Below are 19,569 nucleotides of genomic sequence, written 5' to 3' on the forward strand. Positions count from 1 at the left end.
GAGGCTCAGTCGCCGGGCCGCTGGTAGACGTCCGGCACGCCGTCCTGGTCGAGGTCGACCTGCTCCTTGAGGGCGATCATCCGGTAGACCCGGTTGCGGCGGACCAGGACCACGCTGGCCAGCAGCGCCGCGATCAGCGATCCAGTCAGCACCGCGGCCTTGACGTTGGCGCCCGCCTCGCTCCCGGCACCGAACGCCAGTTCGCCGATGAGCAGCGAGACGGTGAACCCGATGCCCGCCAGCAGCGACACACCGAGCAGGTCCGACCAGGTGATGTCCTCGTCGAGTCGGGCCCGGGTGAACCGGGCCAGCAGGAACGTGGAGCCGAGGATGCCGACCGTCTTGCCGACCACGAGACCGAGCACGATGCCGATCACGATCGGATCGCTGACCACCGCACCCAGGTCGGCGCCGCGCAGCGAAACCCCGGCGGCGAAGAACGCGAACACCGGTACGGCGAAGCCGGCCGAGACCGGTCGCCAGGTGTGTTCCAGGCGCTCCGCGAGGCCCGGCACGGGGCGGCCGTCGCGGCTCCTGCCGGCGAGCACCGGCACGGTGAAGCCGAGCAGTACGCCGGCCACCGTGGCGTGCACGCCGGAGGAGTGCACCAGGGTCCAGGCGATCAGCGCCAACGGGATGAGCGCCCACCACCAGGTGCGCCGCCGCTGCACGAGCAGCGCGAACAACGCGATGGGCGCGACGGCGCCGAGCAGCGGGAGCAGGTTGAAGTCGTCGGTGTAGAAGATCGCGATGATGGTGATCGCGAGCAGATCGTCGACCACGGCCAGGGTGAGCAGGAAGGCACGCAGCCCCTGCGGCAGGTACGCCCCGATAACCGCCAGTACGGCAAGCGCGAAGGCGATGTCTGTCGCGGTGGGGATCGCCCAGCCACGCAGCCCTTCGCCACCGGCGGTGAAGTTGACGGCGAGGTAGATGAGCGCGGGCAGCGCCATGCCGCCGACCGCCGCCACGACCGGCAGCGCGGCCCGGCGTGGGTCGCGTAGCTCGCCGGCGACGAACTCGCGTTTGAGTTCGAGGCCGACCACGAAGAAGAAGACCGCCAGCAGACCGTCGGCGGCCCAGGTGGCGAGGTCGAGGTCCAGGTGCAGCGTCGAGCCGCCCGGCCACGGCACCCATCGCCCCAGCTCGGTGTAGGCGTCCCCCCACGGGGAGTTCGCCCAGATCAGCGCGATCACCGCACCGACCAGCAGGAGGACGCCGCCGACGGTCTCCGTACGCAGGACGTCGGCGAGGAAGCGGGCCTCCGGCCAGGAGGTGCGGGAGAAGAGGCGGCGCACGCCGCGGTGTGGCGGGCGTGGGTTGTGGTCGGTCATGCGCGGATTCCACCTGTCGATCGGGGCGTAACGGTCTCATCGCCGACCAGACTTCCCGGCACACCGGCCACGACCTTATCCCCTGGCGACGGCGGGCGCGAGGGCGGCGAACGGGCGACACCACCCGGCAGCCGCTCGTCGATGTCTCCCTGCGGAAACCGCATCTTTTCCGGCGCGAGGGCGATTCCGACGGACGCTCGGTCCGGTTGGGCAGTGGGGGAGCGGGTCACGGCCAGGAAAACGCCTAACTCCGGACACAGGCCACATAAGCCGCTTTAATGGTTTCACGAGATTCAGTCGACCTTGGGGGTTTTCGTGAAGTTCTTTGGCGTTACCGGGCCGATCCGGAGGCGTGCCTGATGGACCTGTTGCGCCAGCTGCGCCTCGTGCGGCAGCACTGGTGGATCGTCCTGGTCACCGTCATGGTGGCGCTCGGGGTGACCGCCTTGATCACGGTCCGGGCGCAGCCCCGCTACGTCGCCTCGGTCACCTTCTTCGTCACCACCCCGAGCCAGGGCGTCACCGACGCCTACCAGGGCGGCCTGTTTCTCCAGCAGCGGGTCAAGTCGTACGCCGAACTGCTGACCAGCGACCGCCTGGCGCAGAGTGCCGCCGCCGATCGGCAGGTCGGGCTGACCGCCGAGGAGATCCAGCGTCGGGTCAGCACCTCCACCGAGAACGGCACCGTGCTGCTGCGGGCCTCGGTGACCGACACCGACCAGGCGCGGGCGCTGCGGGTCACCGAGGCGCTGTCGGCGAACTTCGTGGAACTCGTCCAGAAGGTCGAGGCCAAGCCGGACGGCTCCGCCGGTCCCATCAAGATCGAGGTGGTCAGCGGACCGCGCGTCACGCCCAGCCCGGTCTCCCCGCAGCCGGTCCGTAACACCGTCATCGGGGCCCTGCTCGGCCTGCTCGCCGGTGTCGGCCTGGCGGTGCTGCGCGGGATGGCCGACGTCCGGTTGCGCGACGCCGCCGCGTTGCGGCGGGTCACCGGCAGCCCGTTGCTCGGTGAGATCCCGCTGGACGGCAGCGCCCGGGTGGCCCCGCTGATCGTCGGGGACGCCGCGACCTCGGCCCGCGCCGAGGCGGTCCGCAAGCTGCGGACCAACCTGCGCTTCGTCGACGTGCACGAACCGGCCCGGGTCATCGCCGTCACCAGCGCCCTGCAGGGGGAGGGCAAGACCACCCTGTCGTGCAACCTGGCGATCGCCCTGGCCGAGGCGGGCTGGCGGGTGCTGCTGGTCGACGCCGACCTGCGTCGGCCCAAGGTCGGCCACTATCTGGGCGTCGATTCCGGGGTCGGGCTGACCGACGTGCTGGTCGGCGACGTGCACGTCGGCGACGTGGTGCAGCGGTGGGGCGACAAGTCCCTGCTCGTACTGCCCAGCGGCTCCGCACCGCCCAACCCGAGCGAACTGCTCGGCTCCAAGGCCATGTCGGATCTGCTGCTGGCGCTGCGCGAGTCGGCCGACATCGTGATCATCGACACCGCCCCGCTGCTCGCGGTCACCGACGGTGTGGTGGTCGCCGTGCAGGCCGACGGTGCGCTGCTGGTCAGCCAGCAGGGGCGTACCTCGCGGGCGCAGGTGGCCGCCGCCGCCCGGGCCCTGCACTCGGTCTCCGTCCGGCTGCTGGGCTGCGTGCTCAACATGGCGCGAGTGCCCAAGACCGACGCCTACCAGTACGAGGCCTACCGAGTGGTGACGGACACCGCGTCGACGGCGGCAGCGCGGTCCTCGGCCGGCCGGCACGCCGAGCGTCGAGGCCCTGCCGAGCCGGTCGACCACACCCAGGAACTCACCCGGCTGTCCCGATGAGCACCGCCAGTGGTCGCAGGGACCGTTCGATCTCCTCCGCGCAGCGCCGGAACTGCTCAGGCGTACCGGTGACGGGGTCGGGCAGGTCGTCGGCGTCGCCCGAGGCGGGTTGCAGCCGCGCCCGAGCCAGCGTGGCGGCGGTCACCGCGGCGGCCAACGGATCATCCTGCTCGGTCAGCGGCGGCTCGACGGCCGCGGCGAGGCGGCCGAACTGGCGCAGGGTGAATGTCCGATGCAGCGCGGCCGGTGCCATCGCGGTACAGACCGAACGCTGGCGCCGGGTCGCCGTCAGCACCAGGACCGCGTCGGTGAGGTGCTCCGGTGCCAGCCGTCGGGTGCGGAAGCTCTCGGGATCCGCACCGGCCTCGGCGACGACGGCCGCCGCGTACGGGTGCATGGCACGTCCCGCCACCGCGTCCGTGCCGGCGCTGGCCACGGTCACCGGCAGCCCGGCGAGCATGCGCCGCGCGGTGTACTCGGCCATCGGTGACCGGCACAGGTTGGCGTGGCAGACGAACAGAACTCCGTTGACCATCGGGAACCCTCTCGACGAGGCGGTCGCACAGGCTGGCGCCGCAACGAAGGACGGCCGCCACCGGCACCCGTCCCAGGAGGGGTTGCCGGCATCGTACGCAGCAGCGGTGCCCCTCGTCGCGGACGCCGCGCCGGATCGGGCGGGGGCGGGGGTGTCCCGGTGCGTATCGGCATCCTGAGCTACCACTTTCCGCCCGAGCCCGCGTTCATCCCGGGCAGCCTGGCCGAGGAACTGGCCGCGCGCGGCCACGAGGTGCGGGTGCTCACCGGGTTTCCGGACTATCCCGGCGGTCACGTCTACCCGGGCTGGCGGCAGCGCTGGCGGCACGAGACCCGCAGCCGCAACCTGACCGTACGCCGGGTGCCCCGCTACAGCACGGGTGACGGGGGTGTCCGACCCCGGATGGCGTCCTGGCTCTCCTTCGCCGCCAGCGCCGGGCTGGTCGGGCGACGCTACCTCGCCGACGTGGACGTCCTCTACGTCCATCAACCGCCGGCGACGGCGTTCGCCTCGGCGACGCTGCTGCGGCTGCTCGGCCGGATACCGGTCGTGCTGCACGTGCCGGACGTGTGGGCGGAGCAGGCGCCGGACGACACCGACGACGGCCGTTGGGCGGCCCGGGTACGCGCCGCCATGACCAGGACCTACCAGGCGGCCAGCGCGATCGCGGTGAGCACGCCGTCGTTGCGTGACGCGGTGGTCGCGGTCGGCGCCGATGAGGCCCGGGTCGAGGTGGTGCTCAACTGGACCGACGAGCGGATCTTCCGGCCCGCGCCGGCCGGCTCGGCCGCACGGGGACTGGTCCGCCGCGACGAGCGGTGCGTGGTGATGCACGCCGGCACCATCGGCGCGCGGCAGGGGCTGGAGACGGCGGTACGGGCGGCGGCAGCGCTGCAGAACACCATCGATCTGGTCCTGGTGGGCTCGGGTGCGCACGAGCGGCGGGTGCGGGGGCTCGCCGCCGAGCTGCGCGCCGACAACATCCGCTTCGTCGACCGGCGTTCGCCGTTGGACATGCCGGAGCTGTACGCGGCCGCCGACTATCAGCTGGTCATGCTGCGGGACCTGCCGGCGCTGCGCAGCACCGTGCCGGACAAGCTCCCGGCGGCCCTGTCCTGCGCGGCACCTGTGGTGGCCTCGGCCGGCGGCGACACCGCCACGCTCGTGGAACGAGCCCGGGCGGGACTGTCCTGCCCGCCGGAGGACTGGGCCAGCCTGGCGGACCGGTTCTGGCTCGCCGCGCAGATACCCCCGCCCGCGCGAGCTGAGATGGGCCGCCGCGGCCGGGAGGCGTATCTGCGGGAGATGTCGCTGCCCGGGGGCGTTGATCGGATCGAGCGACTCCTGCGGGAGGCCGCGGTGGGCGGTTCCCGTGGTGGAGCGGATCTGTCGAAGCCAAAGCTCATTCGGGCTGAATGAGCGATTAACGTCGCAAAACGGTCACTAGCTGTTAGAACTATGGTGCCTTCTGTCCAAATCGCTGGGAGTGAGGTAAGTGTGACGGACAGTGAAAGTCCGCGTCGGCGGCGGAGTCGATCCCGCCGACGGCGGCGTGCCCGACTGCGTCGCGTCCTACTCACCTCGCTGGTGGTCACCTCGTTGGTGCTCACGCTCGGCGGTTGGGTGGGGTTCCGGGCCTGGCAGGCCCGGGCCCACCTGGTCAACGCCGCCGGCCTGGCCAGCGAGTTGAGCAGCCACCTGGTCGGCGGGGACACCGCCCGCGCGCAGCGCACGCTCGCCGCGTTGCAGGAGCAGTCGGGCGCGGCCCGCCGGGCCACCGGCGACCCCGGCTGGTGGCTGGGCCGGCAGGTGCCGTACGCCGGTGCCAACCTCTCGGCCGTACGGCAGATCTCCATCGCCATCGACGACCTGGCCCGGCAGGCCTTTCCGGCGCTGCTGGAGGTCGACCTCGGCGGCCTGGTGCCCCGCGAGGGCCGGCTGGACGTCGCCGACCTGCAGGCTGTCGCCACCCAACTGGCCGAGGTCGACGCATCGGTACGGCGCACCCGGTCGGACCTGCTCGCCATTCGCGACGATCGGCTGATCGGCCAGGTCCGCGAGGCGGTGGTCCGGCTGCGGGGCGAGATCGACCGGCTCGCCGACCTGACCTCCGCCGCGGACCGGGCCGGCCGGCTGCTGCCGCCGTTGCTCGGGGCCGACGGCCCACGCCGCTATCTGCTGGTGTCGCAGAACCTCGCCGAGTTGCGCGCGACCGGGGGCATGTTCGGTGCGTACGCCCTGATCGAGGCGAACAAGGGTCGGCTCAGGATGGGCTCTCAGGGCAGTTCGGCGGGCCTCGGGTCCTTCGCCAAACCGCTAAAGGTGCCGACCGAGGTGAGGTCCCTCTGGGGCGAACTGCCCGGCATCTATCCCGCCGACGTCAACCTGAGCCCGCACTTCCCGACCGCTGCCGCGCTGTACCGCGACATGTACCGCCGTAGCGCGCAGGACACGGTCGACGGGGTGCTCGCCGTGGATCCGGTGGCGCTGTCGTACCTGTTGCGGGTGACCGGCCCGGTCCGGGTGCCCGCCGGGGTCGAGTTGACCGCCGACAACGCGGTGAAGACGCTGCTCAGCGACACCTACCAGCGGATGGAACCGGCCGAGCAGGACGCCTTCTTCGCCGCCGCTGCCGGCTCCGTATTCGACGCCCTGTTTGAGCGGAAGATTCCCCCGAGTGGGTTGCTATCGGCATTTGACCGTTCTGTGACAGAACGCCGGATATTGTTCTGGAGTGCCCGTCCGGAGGAACAGCGGACGTTCGGCGACAGTCGGATGGCCGGGACGCTTCCGGAACAGGACGCGGTGCCGACGGTCGGCGTCTTCCTCAACGACGGCAGCGGCGCGAAGCTCGGCTACTACCTCCGGCAGAGCGCCGACCTGGCGGTCGGTGAATGCCAGGGCGAGGGCCGCCGCGAACTGAGCCTGCGGGTGACGATGCGCTCCACCGCACCGTCCTCCGGGCTCAGCGACTCGGTCCTCGGTCTGGCCAGATCGGGGGACCCGTACACCGTCCGGACCCTGGTCTCGGTGTACGCGCCGGCCGGCGGGGCGGTGCTCGACATCCGTCTCGACGGGGACGAGACCGTGACGGCCACCGGCACCGAACGGCGTCGGCAGGTGGCCACCGTGAACGTCGAGATCGGCCCGGGCGGGAGCAAGACCCTGGAGGTCTCCCTGCTCACCGGCAAGACGGACAGCGGAGATGCCGAGCTGTGGCTGACCCCGACGGCTACCCCATGGACCACCCAAGTTGTTACCGCACCTAGCTGTTCACAGTAGGAGGGAACGAGAAATGCGGCTATCCCGCATCATCATGGCGCTCACGGTCGGTCTGGCCGTAGTGGCCGTGCCGGCCGTGGCGGGGGCGGCGCAGCCGCAGCCGTCGCCATCGCCCACCGTCACCGATCCGCCTCAACCACCGCCGTACCCGCCGAACCTGGTGACGACGCTGACGGTGAACCGGCCGACCATCTTCCTCGGCGAGACGGTGATCCTCACCGGCCGCAACTTCGGGCCGAACGAGACGGTCGACATCGTGGTCACGGCCCAGCCGCTCGCCGCGCCCGCGGCCGGCACCGCACGTCGCAGCGACGGCAGCACGGTCGCCATGACACCGGTGGCCTTCCAGGCGGCCGCAGTCGACCGCTTCACCGCCCGGACGAACGCCGCCGGCGTCTTCACCCGGCGGTACACGCCGAGGGTGACCGGTCTGCTCACCTTCACCGCCACCGGGCGCGAGTCGGACCGCAGCGCCTCGACCGAGCTGCGGGTGCTGCACAAGAAGAAGCCGCACCTGCCGGTCACCGGCAGCAGCCTGGGCACCCCGATGAAGGTCGGCGGTGGCCTCGTCGCGGCGGGCGGTGTGATGCTGCTCGGCGCGATGCTCTGGCGGCGGCGCAACCGCTTCGGGGCGGGTGGCGCACGCTGATCCCGCACTCCGGGCAGCGCCCGGACGCGCCGTAGCCGGTGCCCGTCGGACCTCTCCGGCGGGCATCGGCCGTCGGCTGTGCGACATTCGACCTCGCCGTTGGCTGATCCGACCAGCCCTCTGCTGCGTGTCTGCTGGTAGGGGACCGTGGAAGGGGACGTGGCATGGGCGAGCAACCGCAGGGCGCGGACTGTCCGACAACCCTGCAGCCGGCGCCGGTGGCCGGACGACCGGCTGATCCGGCCGTGAGCGACGCGGAGTCCGGCGATGCCGGGCGGACCTTCTCGGCCGGGGCGCGGCTGCTGGCCGCCGCCGCGGTGCTGGTGCTGGGGCTCGGCGCGAGCGCGGTGGTGGTGATCCTGTCCGATCCACACCGGCTCGGTCGGGTGTTCACCGGCGAAGGCCCTCAGCCGCAGGTCACCGCCGAATCCTCGGGTGGGCTCGGTGGCGCGGCCCGCGCGGCGGCGCAGACCTCCGAGGAGGTTCGGACGGCGCCGCTGGCCGGCCGGGAACGCGCCACCTTCGAGTTGGTCGACGGCGTGACCCGATTCGAGCTGCGGATGGCGGACCTGGGCCAGGAGCTGTACCGCATCACCAGCCCGGCCGAATCCGACGCGCGGCCCCGCCCGGAGTTGACCGCCGACCGGCTCCGGCTGCGGATGCAACAGCTCGCGGACGGGCCGGGGGAGGTGGAGGTGCTGCTCAACGCCCGGGTGACCTGGCAGGTACGGATCACCGGTGGCACCACCGAACGCCGACTCGATCTGACCGGGGGTCGGCTGTCCGATGTGGAGTTCGCCGGTGGTGCCACCCGTACCGAACTGCGGCTGCCCCGCACGCGAGGCACGGCCGTGGTGCGCGTGACCGGTGGGGTGAACGTCTTCGACGTCACGGTCGCCGGTGGCACGCCGGTGCGGGTACGGGCCAACGCCGGGGCCGGCGACGTGCAGGTGTACGACGAGCGCCGCGACGGGGTTCCGGCGGGGACGGTGCTCGGCTCGCCGGAGTGGGATCGCTCGGTCGACCGGGTCTTCCTGGACCTGGTCGCCGGGGCACACCTGGTCACCGTGCGCCGGGGGTGACGCCGGTCGGGCCACGTCGAGGACGAGGTGGGTCGGCGTAGAGTCGGCTCGTGGAGCCTACCGAGTCGATGCCGGCGCAGACCCGACCGCCCGGGGTGGCGACCGTCGATCCCGGCAGCGTCCTGCTGCCCGGCCACGACGTACCCCTGGGCCGCTACACCACGGTCCGGCGACTGCTGCCGCAACGCACCCGGCGGATGGTGGGCGCCTGGTGTTTCGTCGACCATTTCGGCCCCGACGACGTGGCACAGCGCCCCGGCATGGAGGTGCCGCCGCACCCGCACACCGGCCTGCAGACCGTGACCTGGCTGCTCGACGGTGAGATCCTGCACCGGGACAGCCTCGGCAGCGTCCAACCGATCCGTCCGGGGCAGCTCAACGTGATGACCTCCGGCCACGGCATCGCCCACTCCGAGCGGTCGCCGGCCGACCATCCGCCGCTGATGCACGGCGTGCAGCTGTGGGTGGCGCTGCCGGACCCGGCCCGCTCCGGCCCGGCCGACTTCGCCCACCACGCGCAGCTGCCCCGCTGGCGCGACCGGGCGCTGGACGTGACGCTGCTGGTCGGGGAGTTGGAGGGTGAACGGTCACCCGCCCGGGTGCACACCCCGCTGGTCGGCGCGCAGCTGGAACTGGCCGGCACCGAGCCGGTCGGCCTGCCGTTGCGGCCCGACTTCGAGTACGCCCTGCTGGCCCTCGACGGCGCGGCGGAGGTCGACGGCGTACGGGTCGCCCCGGGGGCCCTGCTCTGGCTGGGCACGGGACGCACCGAGTTCACCCTGCGCGGCGCGGCGGGCACCCGGCTGATGCTGCTCGGCGGCACCCCCTTCGAGGAGCCGCTGGTGATGTGGTGGAACTTCGTCGGTCGCAACCACGAGGAGATCCACGCCGCCCGCGAGGACTGGATGGCCGGCCGCCGGTTCGGCACGGTCGCCGAGGACCCGGATCCCCCGCTGCCCGCGCCGGCCCTGCCGACGGTCCGCCTCAAGGCCCGGGACCGGGCCGGCGGCTGGCGGGACTGACCGGCTGCACCGCAGGCGTGAGCGGCCCGGGCGCGGGTAGTAGCCGGCATGGCAACGGCGACGTCCACCATCGAGGACAAGAAGCGTCTGGTACGGCGGCTGGCCGGCAGCGGTCGAGGTTTCGCCGAGCAGTACGGCTTCCGGGTGACAAACAATCCGGCCAGCCTGTTCCAGCTGCTCTGCCTCGCGATCCTGCTGGCTCGCCGCGGCGACTACCGGCGGGCCCTGGACAGCGCGCACGCACTGCCGGACGCCGGGTGGGACAGCGCCGCCCGGTTGGCCCGGGCACTGCACGAGGACCTGGTCCGGGTGCTGCGCGAGCGCGGTCAACGCGGTGACGTCGACGCGCTGGCCGACCTGCTGGGTGACCTGGCCCGTACCGTGGTGCAGCGGTATCGGGGCGACCTGCGGCGGCTGCGCTCCGCCGCCGGGTACGACCCGGACCGCGAGCGGGAGTTGCTCACCCGCGCTCCCCGGGGTGGACGCCGCGGTCGTCGAACTCTTCCTGCGCGAGGTCCAGGCGCTGTGGGGCGAGGTGGCGCCGGTGGCCGACCGGCGGGCGTTGGCCGCGGCCCGCCGGCTCAAGCTGGGCCGGTCCGCCGAGGATCTCGCCGTGCTGGCCGGCGGTGGCGAGTCGGAACGGCTGGCCTGGCTGGTCGGGGCGTTGGCCCGGATCGACCTGGAGCGCCGGTACGCGGAGCTGCCCGCGTGAGATATTCGTTCGACGACCCCCTGCTGACCGTTCGGCTGATGCGTGTCGTATGATTCTCGCGGTAGCAGCAGTCACCCGGTTCGGGTGATCTGTGGGCCGCCTGGTGGTCCCGACCGGTTCGGACGGGACACCACCAGGGCAGGTGGCTACTCAGGGGCGCCGCCGGTCGCGGTTCGTGGCCGGGGCGCCCTCCTGACGCTCCGGCCGCCGCGCCGCCGGTTTCAGATGCTGCGCAGGTGTTGCGAGACCCGCTGATGACGCTTGTCCCGGCCGGCGGCGGCGCGCTGTGCGTCGTCCACCTCGGGAGCTGCCTCGATGCCCGCCGAGCGGGCCACCTCCGGGCCGTTGGCATAGTCCACCGGTGGCAACGCGCGCAGGGCACGCAGCACGTCCGGCGGAGCTCCCTCCCGCTCGGCCTCCCGCAGCACGTCGTCCTTGCCGGCGGGATAGTCCAAACTGGACAGGTAGTGCAGTACGTCGGCGTAACTCGCCATGGTGTCGGCTCCTCCCGGCTTCGATCCGCCACGACCGGGCGCGGTTACCCGGCCGAGCCGGTGTCACGCGCCGCAAGCGGGAAAACCGGCAGCCGTTTCCGGCGCGTCGCCGCGGGTAACCGTGCGGCGAGGGGGTACGCGATGAACTACGACACGTTCGTCGATCAGGTCGCCCAGCGCACCAGCACGTCCTCGCAGCGGGCGGTGGAGCTGATCGAGGCCACCCTGGCGACGCTCGCCGACCGGTTGACCGGTGGCGAGGTGCTGGATCTGGCCGTTCAACTGCCCGAGCCGCTGCGGCTGCCGCTGCGACCGACACCCGCCACCGAGGCGGCGGAGCGCTTCGGCGCCGGCGAGTTCGTCGCCCGGGTGGCGCTGCGCGCCCAGATCGACGAGTCGGCGGCCCGCGACGTGATCAGCGCGGTGTTCATCACCATCCGTGAGGCGGTGACCGGCGGCGAGTTCGACGAGCTGGTCGTGCAACTGCCCCGCGACTACCGCGACATCGTCGAGCCCGCGATGGCCCCCGGCGCCACCCTGCGCCGCCGCTGACCGACGGCCGGCACGTCACGGCGGCACGATGCCGGGCAGGGCGGGCTCAGCCGACCGTGCCGGCGGCCCGCAGTTGCGCCACCTGGTCCGCCGGGTAGCCGATCTCGTCGAGCACCTCGTCGGTGTGTTCACCGGGCCACGGTGGTGGTCGACGTACCGCGGTGGGGCTGCCGGAGAACCGGGGGGCCGGTGCCGGTTGGCGTACCCCGTCGTGGACGACGAAGGTCCGCCGGGCGGCCAGCTGCGGGTGCTCCGGTGCTTCCTGCCAGTCGAGCACCGGTGCCAGGCAGGAGTCGGAGGCGGCGAGCAGGGCCGCCCACTCGTCCCGGGGCCGGGTGCGGAACAGCCGCGCCCAGGCAGCCCGCAGGGCCGGCCAGTTCGCCGGGTCGGTGCGGTCGGGCGCCTCGTCGGGCGGCAGCGGGAAACCGGTGCGACGGACCAGTTCGTCGTAGAACTTCGGCTCCAACGCGCCGACGGCGATGTACCGGCCGTCGGCGCACTCGTAGCTGTCGTAGAACGGGGCGCCGCCGTCGAGCAGGTTCACCCCCCGAGGGTCCTGCCACATGCCCAGCCGGCGCAGCGCGTGAATCTGGGTGCTGAGCACCGCGACGCCGTCCACGATCGCCGCGTCGACCACCTGACCGGCCGCGCCGCCGCGTACCGCGTACAGCGCGGCCACGACGCCCAGGGCCAGCATCATGCCGCCGCCGCCGAAGTCGCCGAGCAGGTTGAGCGGGGGCACCGGCGGCTCTGCGGCCCGGCCGATGCCGTGCAGGACACCGGTCAGGGCCAGGTAGGTGATGTCGTGTCCGGCGTACGGCGCGTACGGGCCGTCCTGCCCCCAGCCGGTCATCCGGCCGTACACCAGTCGCGGGTTGACCGCGTGGCAGTCGGCCGGGCCGAGGCCGAGCCGTTCGGTCACGCCCGGGCGGAAACCCTCGATCAGGGCGTCGGCGTCGCCGATCAGGGCCAGCGCCACCTCCCGGCCGTCGGTCGACCGGAGGTCCACGGCGATCGAGCGACGCCCCCGGTTGAGCAGGTCCGGGTGCGGGGTGCCGAAGCCGCTCGGGTCCACGTCGCCGACCCGGTCCACCCGGATCACATCGGCGCCGAGATCGGCGAGCATCATCGCGGCGAAGGGGCCGGGTCCGATGCCGGCCAGCTCGATGACGCGTACGCCTGTCAACGGGCCGGTCGGCAGCTCAGCGGTCATCTCGGTCACGATAAGGGCTCGCTTCCGCGCCGGTGTGACGCGACCCGCCCGCCCCGCCTGGCGGGCCGGTTCGGGCTGTCCTAACCTTGTCGGGACGAGGGGAGTACTTCCCACGAACCATACCGGTCAGTACGGCGTGCCCAGGGTGCGCCTCGGGTGGTTGCCCACGATTCCGTGGGTGAAGGAGACCTCGAACATGACACGGTGTTCGAGGAGGCCCCAAATGTCCGAAATGTCGTACGTAGCTGCCGGTTTGCAGTCAATCGGCACGCCCTCGCTCTGGGCGATCACCATTGCCGGAGTCATCGCGCTGCTGGTGCTCGACTTCGTGGTGACCCGGCGCCCGCACGAGGTGTCGCTGAAGGAAGCACTCGGCTGGTCCGCCTTCTACATAGCCCTGCCGCTGGCCTTCGGCGCCTGGGTCTGGTCCCAGTACGGCAGGCGGGAGGGCATCGACTACCTCGCCGGCTACCTGGTCGAGAAGTCGCTGTCGGTCGACAACCTCTTCGTCTTCATGCTGCTGCTGGCCGCCTTCGCGGTGCCGAGCGTGCTCGCTCAGCGGGTGCTGCTGTTCGGCATCGCCGGTGCGCTGGTGCTGCGCGGCATCTTCATCGCCCTCGGCGCGGCGGCGCTGCAGACGCTCGACTTCGCCTTCCTGATTTTCGCGCTGATCCTGCTGTTCACCGCGGCCAAACTGCTCCGGGACGCCTTTACCGGCCACGAGCAGAGCGTCGACATCGCCAACATGCGCTCGGTGCGCCTGTTGCGCCGGTTCATGCCGGTGGTCAACGAGTACCACGGCACCAAGATGACCGTCCGGGTCGACGGTCGCCGGGCGTTGACTCCGCTCGCGCTGGTGGTGGTGGCGGTCCTCGCCACCGACGTGGTCTTCGCCGTCGACTCGGTGCCCGCGGTCTACGGCATCACCGAGGACCCGTACCTCGTCTTCGCCACCAACGCCTTCGCCCTGCTCGGCCTGCGGGCGCTGTACTTCGTGCTGCACGCGGCGCTGAGCCGGCTGGTGCATCTCAGCTACGGTCTGGCGATCATCCTGGCCTTCATCGGCGTCAAGCTCGGCCTGCACTGGGCGCACGGCATCTGGGAGAGCGTCCCGATCATCCCCACCGAGATATCCCTGATGGTCATCGTCGCCGTGCTGATCATCGTCACCATCACCAGCCTGCGGGCCACCCGCAACGTCGTACCCGGGTCGAAGGAGGTCGTCACCGAACGACGGTGACCGGACACGCCGGGCCGGCCTGCGAAGCAGGCCCGGCGTACTTTCGGGCGTGGTAGGACTGAGCGGTGGGAATCATCACGCCGGGCTTCTCGGGTCGGCCGCGTTCCGCTGCCCCGGATCTGCCGCCCGGGCAGTACCTGACACCGGACTTCCCCGTGCTCTCCGCCGGTCCCACGCCGAAGGTGCCGCGTGACACCTGGGAGTTCGTCATCACCACCGAGGCCGGCACCGAGCACCGGTGGAGCTGGGACCAGATGATGGCGCTGCCTCAACAGACGCCGACCGTCGACATCCACTGCGTCACCCGCTGGTCGAAGCTCGGCACCAGTTGGCAGGGGGTGTCGCTGGACACCCTCTTCGAAGACGTGGACACCGCCGCCGACTACGCCCTGGCGCACTGCTACGGCGGCTACACCACCAACCTGCCGCTTGACGACCTGCTCGACGGGCAGGCCTGGCTGGTGCACACCTTCGACGGGGAGGACCTCCCCGCCGAACACGGCGGTCCGGCCCGGCTGCTGGTGCCGCACCTCTACTTCTGGAAGTCCGCCAAGTGGGTGCGCGGCATCCACCTGGGCCACGAGGACACCCCCGGGTTCTGGGAGACCGCCGGCTATCACGACTACGGTGACCCGTGGCGTGAGCAGCGGTACCAGGGCGATTGAGCGCGCGGATGCGCTGGCAGCCGGCTCGGCTGGTCAGCCGCCGGGTCGAGACGGCGACCGCGCAGACCCTGGTGCTCGAGGTGCCGGACTGGCCCGGCCACCTGCCCGGCCAACACGTCGACATCCGCCTCACCGCCCCCGACGGCTACCAGGCGGCCCGCTCGTACTCCCTGGCCGGTCCCGCCGACGGCGACCGGATCGAGGTGACCGTGCAGCGGGTGCCCGACGGCGAGGTGTCGCCGTTCCTGGTGGACGGCTATCAGGTGGGCGACCCGGTGGAGGTTCGTGGGCCGCTGGGCGGTTGGTTCATCTGGCGACCGCAGCAGACCGAACCGGTGCTGCTGGTCGCCGGCGGGTCGGGCGTGGTGCCGCTGATGGCCATGATCCGGGCCCGCCGGGCGGCGGGCAGCCGCGTCCCGTTCCGGTTGATCTATTCCGTACGCACCCCGGACGACGTGTTCTACGCCGAGGAGTTGCGGCAGCGGGTCCGTGACGATGCCGGCCTCGACGTGGCGTACGTCTACACCCGTGAGGCGCCCGAGCAGTGGCCGGACCGGCCGCACCGGATCGGCCTCGCCGACGTCAACACCCACGGCTGGCCGCCGGAGCTGGAACCCCGGGTGTACGTCTGCGGCCCCACCGGGTTCGTGGAGACCGTCGCCGACCTGCTCGTCGGGTTGGGACACCCGGCCCGCCTGGTGCGGACCGAACGCTTCGGCCCGACCGGCTGAGGAAGTACCCGACCGGCTGAGTGCCGCCCGAGCGGCTGAGTGAAGGAGGCCCGGTATGACCACGCTGCCGTACGTCGACGGCAACATGCTCGACGGCCCGTTGGGGGAGGTGTTCGCGGTCGACGTGAGCACGGCCACCGGCCGATGCGCCCACTGCGGCACCACCGGCCCGGTCGCCGCCCTGCGGGTCTACTCGCACGCACCGGGGCTCGTGGTGCGCTGCCCGACCTGCGCCGAGGTGATGATGCGACTGGTCCGCGCGCCGGACCGAGCCTTCCTGGACCTGCGCGGGACCGCCCTGCTCCAGCTGCCGCTGCCGCAGGTGTCCGCCGGAGGGTGACCGGGCCGGCGTGGACGTTTGTCTCAGTCATCCACGGGAACCGGTCCGAGATGACGAAACCTCGTGTGGTGATCGTGGGAGCCGGGTTCGCCGGTTACCACGCGGCGAAGACGCTGAGCCGGCTGGCCCGCGGCCGGGCCGAGATCGTCCTGCTCAACTCGACCGACTATTTCCTGTATCTGCCTCTCCTGCCCGAGGTGGCGGCGGGTGTGGTGGAGCCCGGCCGGATCGCCGTGCCGCTGACCGGCACGCTGGGCGACGTCCGCGTGGTCATCGGCGAGGCCGATCACGTCGATCTGCAGAACCGGTGGGTCGGCTTCACCCAGCCCGAGGGGGACCGTAACCGGCTGGCGTACGACCGGCTGATCCTCTCCGTCGGCAGCGTCAACAAGCTTCTGCCGATCCCCGGGGTGACCGAGTACGCGCACGGCTTCCGCGGCCTGCCCGAGGCGCTGTACCTGCACGACCACGTGATCCGGCAGATCGAGCTGGCCGAGCAGGCGACGGACCCGGCCGAGCAGCAGGCCCGGTCGACCTTCGTCGTGGTCGGTGCCGGCTACACCGGTACGGAGGTGGCCGCGCACGGGCAGCTCTTCACCGATGAACTCGCCAGCCAGCGACCCCGGTTGAAGATCCGCCCGAAGTGGATGCTGCTGGACGTCGCGCCGCGGGTGCTGCCCGAGTTGGACCGGCGGATGTCGCGCACCGCGGACCGGGTGCTGCGTCGACGCGGTGTGGATGTCCGGATGGGCACCTCCGTCGCGGTGGCGACCGCCGACGGCGTCAAGCTCACCGATGGGGAGTACGTGCCCACCTGCTCGCTGGTCTGGTGCGTCGGGGTACGCCCCGACCCGTTCGTGGCGCAGTTGGGTCTGCGTACCGAGAAGGGGCGGTTGGTCGTCGACGAGTACCTCAACGTCCCCGGCTTCCCCGAGGTGTACGCCTGCGGTGACGCCGCCGCGGTGCCGGATCTGACCCGGCCGGGCGAGATCTGCACCATGACCGCGCAGCACGCCCAGCGCCAGGGCCGGCTCGCCGCGCACAACATCGCCGCCTCCTACGGTCAGGGCCGTCGTCGCCCGTACAAGCACCACGACCTGGGCTGGGTGGTCGATCTGGGCGGCAAGCAGGCCGCGGCCAACCCGCTCAACGTGCCGTTGTCCGGCCTGCCGGCGAAGGCGGTCACCCGCGGCTACCACCTGCTGGCCATGCCCGGCAACCGGGCCAGGGTGAGCGCCGACTGGGTGCTGGACGCGGCGCTGCCCCGCTCGGCGGCCCAACTGGGCCTCGTGCCGGCCGATGCGGTGCCGCTGGAGAGCACCTCGCCGGAGGTGCCCGCCTGGGCGCACTGAGCCGGTACGGACCGGTGCGGTGATCAGAACGGACAGGCCACGAGGCCGGTGGACGGGGTGCCCACCGGCCTCGTTCCTGCTGCCCGCCTCACCGGCCCGCTCGATCCGGCCGGACGCCGGCTCAGCCGGCGTTCAGGCCCGCGCCCGCCTCGTCGATGGCGGCGTCGATCGTGTGGGCCAGATCGACATCCAGCGCGGTCACCCCACCGGCATTACCGGTGCGGACGGTGAGCACCGCCGTGGTCGGGTCCGCCCGGCCGATACGCGGCCCCCGACCGGTCTGGACGCGGAGTTGGTCGAGCCGGTCCAGCACCCGGTCGAGATTGTCCGACGGCAGCTCAAGGGTGCGTGTCAGCACGTCGTCGTCGCCCGACCAGTACGGCAGAGCATCGAGCGCGGCGGCCAGTTCCGAGCCGGTCAGCGGCGCGGTGGCGCTACTGGCGCCGACCAGGCCACCGCCGACGGCCATCGGTTCCAGCAGTTCCCGCAACTGGTCCGGCACGTGCAGCGACTCGACCAGGTCCCCGTCGCGCTCGGCGAGCGCCGCGAGGGTGGCCTCGGCCTGGTAACGGGCCTGCTCAGGACTGCGGCCGCTGATCCGCCCCACCTCGGACAGGAAGCCGGGCAGATCCTCGCGCCGTTCGATGCCGTCGACCGGCACGACGTCGTGCAGCGACGCCGGCACCGCCGCCAGCAGACGTTGACGCTCGGCCGTGCCCAGCGCCCAGGCCAGCACGAGCACCGTCGACTCCACACCCACCTTCGCGGTGCGGAAGTCGACGCCGGCTCGCCGGCCGACGTCCGCGACGAGATCCTGGTAGCCCATGGTGGTGACGCCGGGGTTGCCCACGCCCGCCTCGGGCAGCGGTCGGCTGGTCTGCGGGACACCGGCCGACGGCGGAGCGGGACCACCTCGCGTGGTGTTCGGTTTGTGGCGCTGACCGGCCGCCGGTGGGCCGGACCGTCGGGACTGGTCGAGATGGGTGAGTTGCTTCGACGCGCTCAGGCTGGCGCCCGTGTCGGCGGCCTGCCGGCCGCGTTCACGGGCCTGCCGGGCCAGCGCCCGCCGCCGCTGGTTGTCGCCCTCCATCTGCTTGCGCATGCTGACACCTCGCTTCCGCTGGTGTGCTGCTTCGGGCTTCGTCGGTGGCCTTCCCACCGCTACCGGGAACGAAACGATCGGCCCGGATCGCAAGACGGCGCGGGCAGGCACGCTTCATCCCGGCCGGGTGAGGGCCGCTCACCCGACCGGCGTCGATGATCGCAGCGGACCGGAGATCTTCCGAGGCACGGCGGAAGGGCAGGTCATGATGAAGCGGATTGTCGAGATCGTCCCGGCTCGGCCCGGCTGGTACGCCCGCTGGCGACTGGCCCCCGAGAACACCCGCTGCTATCCGGTGAGTCTGTGGGCGCTGCTGGAAGATGCCGACGGCACCGGACGTGAGGTGATCGGCGTCGACTGCGCGGGACAGTGGCCCGGTGACGGCGGAACAGATGCGGAGTTCGTCCGCTATCTGTTCCAGACGCCGGATTCGGGCCCGCCCGACGACGCGGAGCCGATGCCCGAGGCCCGTCGTGCCGGATCGGTCGTGACGGCGCCCTGAGCCATCCTCCGGCCCCCGGCCCCTGGTCCCAGGGTCGGGGGCACCCCCGACGCCGGTGTCAGCCGGCGGCCTGCGCGTCGCCGCCGTCGGCGGGCGAGACCTGGAGCAACTCGGCCAGACCGGTGCGGTCGAGCAGTTGTCGGAGGTTGGGGTTGATGCCGACCAGCCGGATCGGGACCGGACCGCCCCGGTGGGCCACTACGAGCGCACTCAGACCTGAGGAGTCGCAGATCGCCACTCCGGCCAGGTCGATGAGGAGGTGCCGGTAGCCGTCCCGGCGTAGCTTCTCGACGGCGCTGATCAGTTCCGGAGCGCTGTCGAAGTCCAGGTCACCGGTGAGCCGCAGCTCCGCACGTCCGACATCGAACCGGCTGACCTCGATGGCCAACAGCTGGGAGGACATGCCTCCATGCTCCCAGCCCCGCCGCGGAACGCAAGTCGCGGGGGTGCGCGATTCACCGCCACGCGAACGGGCCGGCGTTCCGCCGACCATGCGGATCGTTCAGGCGGTGACCGTGGGTTGTCCGTCCGGCTCGGTGCCGAGCGGCGCGTCGCCGGTCGTCGAGCGGGCGAGCAGGTTGGTGACCCCGGTCATGTCCAAGATGGTCTCCAGGAACCGAGGCACCGCGCGCAGCCGCAGGGTCACGCCGTCGCGCAGGCCTTCACGCCAGGTGTGCACGATGATGCTGAGCCCGGTGCTGTCGATGAACTGGAGGTTGGCGAAGTCGAGCACGAGCGTGGCGGGACCGGCCTGCAGTTCCCGGTCGATCTCCGAACGCAGCGGGCTCGCGGTGGTGTAGGCGAGATCGCCGCCCACCCGAATCACCGGCATGTCGGGATCGGACCGGTCGACGATCACGCTCAGTGGCGTGGTCTCGGGCCTTCGACCGTGGGACAGCAACGATCACGCCTTCCGCGGCTGGCGGGCGGGCAGGGGCGTCCGGA

20 protein-coding genes and 1 pseudogene are annotated in these 19,569 nt (G+C 72.0%); 14 read left to right on the forward strand and 7 right to left on the reverse strand.

Going from position 1 to position 19,569, the window contains the following annotated elements; translation table 11 throughout:
* Positions 1–5 precede the first annotated feature (5 nt).
* Positions 6–1,334, reverse strand: a complete 1,329-nt coding sequence (gene nhaA / locus EG812_RS03910) for a Na+/H+ antiporter NhaA (RefSeq protein WP_013734458.1) — start codon at positions 1,332–1,334, stop codon at positions 6–8.
* Between the two features lie 359 nt (positions 1,335–1,693).
* On the opposite strand from nhaA, the gene EG812_RS03915 reads away from it, so the two are divergent.
* Positions 1,694–3,151 (forward strand): tyrosine-protein kinase domain-containing protein, encoded by a 1,458-nt coding sequence (locus EG812_RS03915; RefSeq protein ID WP_013734457.1) that lies wholly within the window; start codon positions 1,694–1,696, stop codon positions 3,149–3,151.
* Here EG812_RS03915 and EG812_RS03920 read toward each other — a convergent pair.
* Entirely contained in the window at positions 3,132–3,686 is a 555-nt protein-coding gene (locus tag EG812_RS03920) for an arsenate reductase/protein-tyrosine-phosphatase family protein (RefSeq protein WP_013734456.1), read from the reverse strand. The genes EG812_RS03915 and EG812_RS03920 overlap by 20 nt on opposite strands.
* 159 nt (positions 3,687–3,845) lie before the next feature.
* On the opposite strand from EG812_RS03920, the gene EG812_RS03925 reads away from it, so the two are divergent.
* From EG812_RS03925 to EG812_RS03950, 6 genes and pseudogenes are all read left to right on the forward strand, one after another.
* Positions 3,846–5,105 carry a glycosyltransferase family 4 protein gene (locus EG812_RS03925; RefSeq protein WP_013734455.1) on the forward strand — a complete coding sequence of 420 codons (1,260 nt, stop codon included), beginning with the start codon at positions 3,846–3,848 and terminating at the stop codon, positions 5,103–5,105.
* Between the two features lie 168 nt (positions 5,106–5,273).
* The gene (locus EG812_RS03930) at positions 5,274–6,968 is read left to right on the forward strand and encodes a DUF4012 domain-containing protein (protein ID WP_233579368.1); all 1,695 of its coding nucleotides are present in this window, start codon (positions 5,274–5,276) and stop codon (positions 6,966–6,968) included.
* Between the two features lie 13 nt (positions 6,969–6,981).
* Entirely contained in the window at positions 6,982–7,617 is a 636-nt protein-coding gene (locus EG812_RS03935) for a hypothetical protein (RefSeq protein ID WP_013734453.1), read from the forward strand.
* 164 nt (positions 7,618–7,781) lie between these two features.
* Entirely contained in the window at positions 7,782–8,699 is a 918-nt protein-coding gene (locus tag EG812_RS03940) for a hypothetical protein (RefSeq protein ID WP_126710765.1), read from the forward strand.
* A gap of 50 nt (positions 8,700–8,749) precedes the next feature.
* Positions 8,750–9,721 carry a pirin family protein gene (locus EG812_RS03945; RefSeq protein ID WP_013734451.1) on the forward strand — a complete coding sequence of 324 codons (972 nt, stop codon included), beginning with the start codon at positions 8,750–8,752 and terminating at the stop codon, positions 9,719–9,721.
* Positions 9,722–9,769: 48 nt separating this feature from the next.
* Positions 9,770–10,433 (forward strand): annotated as a pseudogene (locus EG812_RS03950) (hypothetical protein).
* 221 nt (positions 10,434–10,654) lie between these two features.
* Here the strand turns inward: EG812_RS03950 and EG812_RS03955 are convergent.
* The gene (locus EG812_RS03955) at positions 10,655–10,927 is read right to left on the reverse strand and encodes a DUF2795 domain-containing protein (protein WP_013734449.1); all 273 of its coding nucleotides are present in this window, start codon (positions 10,925–10,927) and stop codon (positions 10,655–10,657) included.
* A 141-nt stretch (positions 10,928–11,068) separates the two neighbouring features.
* On the opposite strand from EG812_RS03955, the gene EG812_RS03960 reads away from it, so the two are divergent.
* Entirely contained in the window at positions 11,069–11,479 is a 411-nt protein-coding gene (locus tag EG812_RS03960) for a DUF2267 domain-containing protein (protein WP_126710766.1), read from the forward strand.
* Between the two features lie 46 nt (positions 11,480–11,525).
* Here the strand turns inward: EG812_RS03960 and EG812_RS03965 are convergent, their stop codons facing one another.
* Positions 11,526–12,692 (reverse strand): CaiB/BaiF CoA transferase family protein, encoded by a 1,167-nt coding sequence (locus EG812_RS03965; protein WP_126710767.1) that lies wholly within the window; start codon positions 12,690–12,692, stop codon positions 11,526–11,528.
* A 223-nt stretch (positions 12,693–12,915) separates the two neighbouring features.
* Here EG812_RS03965 and EG812_RS03970 point away from each other — a divergent pair, with 223 nt between their 5' ends.
* The 5 genes from EG812_RS03970 (at position 12,916) to EG812_RS03990 (ending at position 17,020) form a co-directional block, all read left to right on the forward strand.
* The gene (locus EG812_RS03970) at positions 12,916–13,932 is read left to right on the forward strand and encodes a TerC/Alx family metal homeostasis membrane protein (protein WP_013734446.1); all 1,017 of its coding nucleotides are present in this window, start codon (positions 12,916–12,918) and stop codon (positions 13,930–13,932) included.
* A gap of 74 nt (positions 13,933–14,006) precedes the next feature.
* Positions 14,007–14,597, forward strand: coding sequence for a sulfite oxidase-like oxidoreductase (locus tag EG812_RS03975; RefSeq protein WP_199743822.1), 591 nt, complete (start codon positions 14,007–14,009; stop codon positions 14,595–14,597).
* 8 nt (positions 14,598–14,605) lie between these two features.
* Complete coding sequence (locus EG812_RS03980; protein WP_013734444.1) at positions 14,606–15,328, forward strand: ferredoxin reductase; 723 nt, start codon at positions 14,606–14,608, stop codon at positions 15,326–15,328.
* A 55-nt stretch (positions 15,329–15,383) separates the two neighbouring features.
* Positions 15,384–15,668: a DUF6510 family protein gene (locus tag EG812_RS03985; RefSeq protein ID WP_013734443.1), complete on the forward strand. Its 285-nt coding sequence runs from the start codon at positions 15,384–15,386 to the stop codon at positions 15,666–15,668.
* Positions 15,669–15,718: 50 nt separating this feature from the next.
* Positions 15,719–17,020: an NAD(P)/FAD-dependent oxidoreductase gene (locus EG812_RS03990; protein WP_043721240.1), complete on the forward strand. Its 1,302-nt coding sequence runs from the start codon at positions 15,719–15,721 to the stop codon at positions 17,018–17,020.
* Positions 17,021–17,141: 121 nt separating this feature from the next.
* On the opposite strand, the gene EG812_RS03995 is transcribed toward EG812_RS03990, so the two are convergent.
* On the reverse strand, positions 17,142–18,122 hold the full coding sequence (locus EG812_RS03995; RefSeq protein ID WP_126710769.1) for a 4a-hydroxytetrahydrobiopterin dehydratase: 981 nt from the start codon (positions 18,120–18,122) through the stop codon (positions 17,142–17,144).
* Positions 18,123–18,330: 208 nt separating this feature from the next.
* Between EG812_RS03995 and EG812_RS04000 the strand changes: the two genes are divergently transcribed.
* Entirely contained in the window at positions 18,331–18,624 is a 294-nt protein-coding gene (locus tag EG812_RS04000) for a hypothetical protein (protein ID WP_102656401.1), read from the forward strand.
* A gap of 58 nt (positions 18,625–18,682) precedes the next feature.
* Here the strand turns inward: EG812_RS04000 and EG812_RS04005 are convergent, their stop codons facing one another.
* Positions 18,683–19,027, reverse strand: a complete 345-nt coding sequence (locus tag EG812_RS04005; protein WP_126710770.1) for an STAS domain-containing protein — start codon at positions 19,025–19,027, stop codon at positions 18,683–18,685.
* A 99-nt stretch (positions 19,028–19,126) separates the two neighbouring features.
* Positions 19,127–19,483: an STAS domain-containing protein gene (locus EG812_RS04010; protein WP_199743800.1), complete on the reverse strand. Its 357-nt coding sequence runs from the start codon at positions 19,481–19,483 to the stop codon at positions 19,127–19,129.
* Positions 19,484–19,569: the final 86 nt, after the last annotated feature.

Origin of the sequence: Verrucosispora sp. FIM060022, from assembly GCF_003977705.1 — a bacterium.
GTDB classification, from domain to species: domain Bacteria; phylum Actinomycetota; class Actinomycetes; order Mycobacteriales; family Micromonosporaceae; genus Micromonospora; species Micromonospora gifhornensis.

What these genes read in the sequence shown, in the direction of transcription:
- EG812_RS03980 (WP_013734444.1), top strand. Translation starts at nt 14,606, where the DNA reads ATGCGCTGGCAGCCGGCTCGGCTGGTCAGCCGCCGGGTCGAGACGGCG.
- nhaA (WP_013734458.1), bottom strand. Translation starts at nt 1,334, where the DNA reads ATGACCGACCACAACCCACGCCCGCCACACCGCGGCGTGCGCCGCCTC.
- EG812_RS03960 (WP_126710766.1), top strand. Translation starts at nt 11,069, where the DNA reads ATGAACTACGACACGTTCGTCGATCAGGTCGCCCAGCGCACCAGCACG.
- EG812_RS03940 (WP_126710765.1), top strand. Translation starts at nt 7,782, where the DNA reads ATGGGCGAGCAACCGCAGGGCGCGGACTGTCCGACAACCCTGCAGCCG.
- EG812_RS03965 (WP_126710767.1), bottom strand. Translation starts at nt 12,692, where the DNA reads ATGACCGCTGAGCTGCCGACCGGCCCGTTGACAGGCGTACGCGTCATC.
- EG812_RS03985 (WP_013734443.1), top strand. Translation starts at nt 15,384, where the DNA reads ATGACCACGCTGCCGTACGTCGACGGCAACATGCTCGACGGCCCGTTG.
- EG812_RS03995 (WP_126710769.1), bottom strand. Translation starts at nt 18,122, where the DNA reads ATGCGCAAGCAGATGGAGGGCGACAACCAGCGGCGGCGGGCGCTGGCC.
- EG812_RS04005 (WP_126710770.1), bottom strand. Translation starts at nt 19,027, where the DNA reads ATGTCCTCCCAGCTGTTGGCCATCGAGGTCAGCCGGTTCGATGTCGGA.
- EG812_RS03955 (WP_013734449.1), bottom strand. Translation starts at nt 10,927, where the DNA reads ATGGCGAGTTACGCCGACGTACTGCACTACCTGTCCAGTTTGGACTAT.
- EG812_RS03970 (WP_013734446.1), top strand. Translation starts at nt 12,916, where the DNA reads ATGTCCGAAATGTCGTACGTAGCTGCCGGTTTGCAGTCAATCGGCACG.
- EG812_RS04000 (WP_102656401.1), top strand. Translation starts at nt 18,331, where the DNA reads ATGAAGCGGATTGTCGAGATCGTCCCGGCTCGGCCCGGCTGGTACGCC.
- EG812_RS03990 (WP_043721240.1), top strand. Translation starts at nt 15,719, where the DNA reads ATGACGAAACCTCGTGTGGTGATCGTGGGAGCCGGGTTCGCCGGTTAC.
- EG812_RS03935 (WP_013734453.1), top strand. Translation starts at nt 6,982, where the DNA reads ATGCGGCTATCCCGCATCATCATGGCGCTCACGGTCGGTCTGGCCGTA.
- EG812_RS03915 (WP_013734457.1), top strand. Translation starts at nt 1,694, where the DNA reads ATGGACCTGTTGCGCCAGCTGCGCCTCGTGCGGCAGCACTGGTGGATC.
- EG812_RS03920 (WP_013734456.1), bottom strand. Translation starts at nt 3,686, where the DNA reads ATGGTCAACGGAGTTCTGTTCGTCTGCCACGCCAACCTGTGCCGGTCA.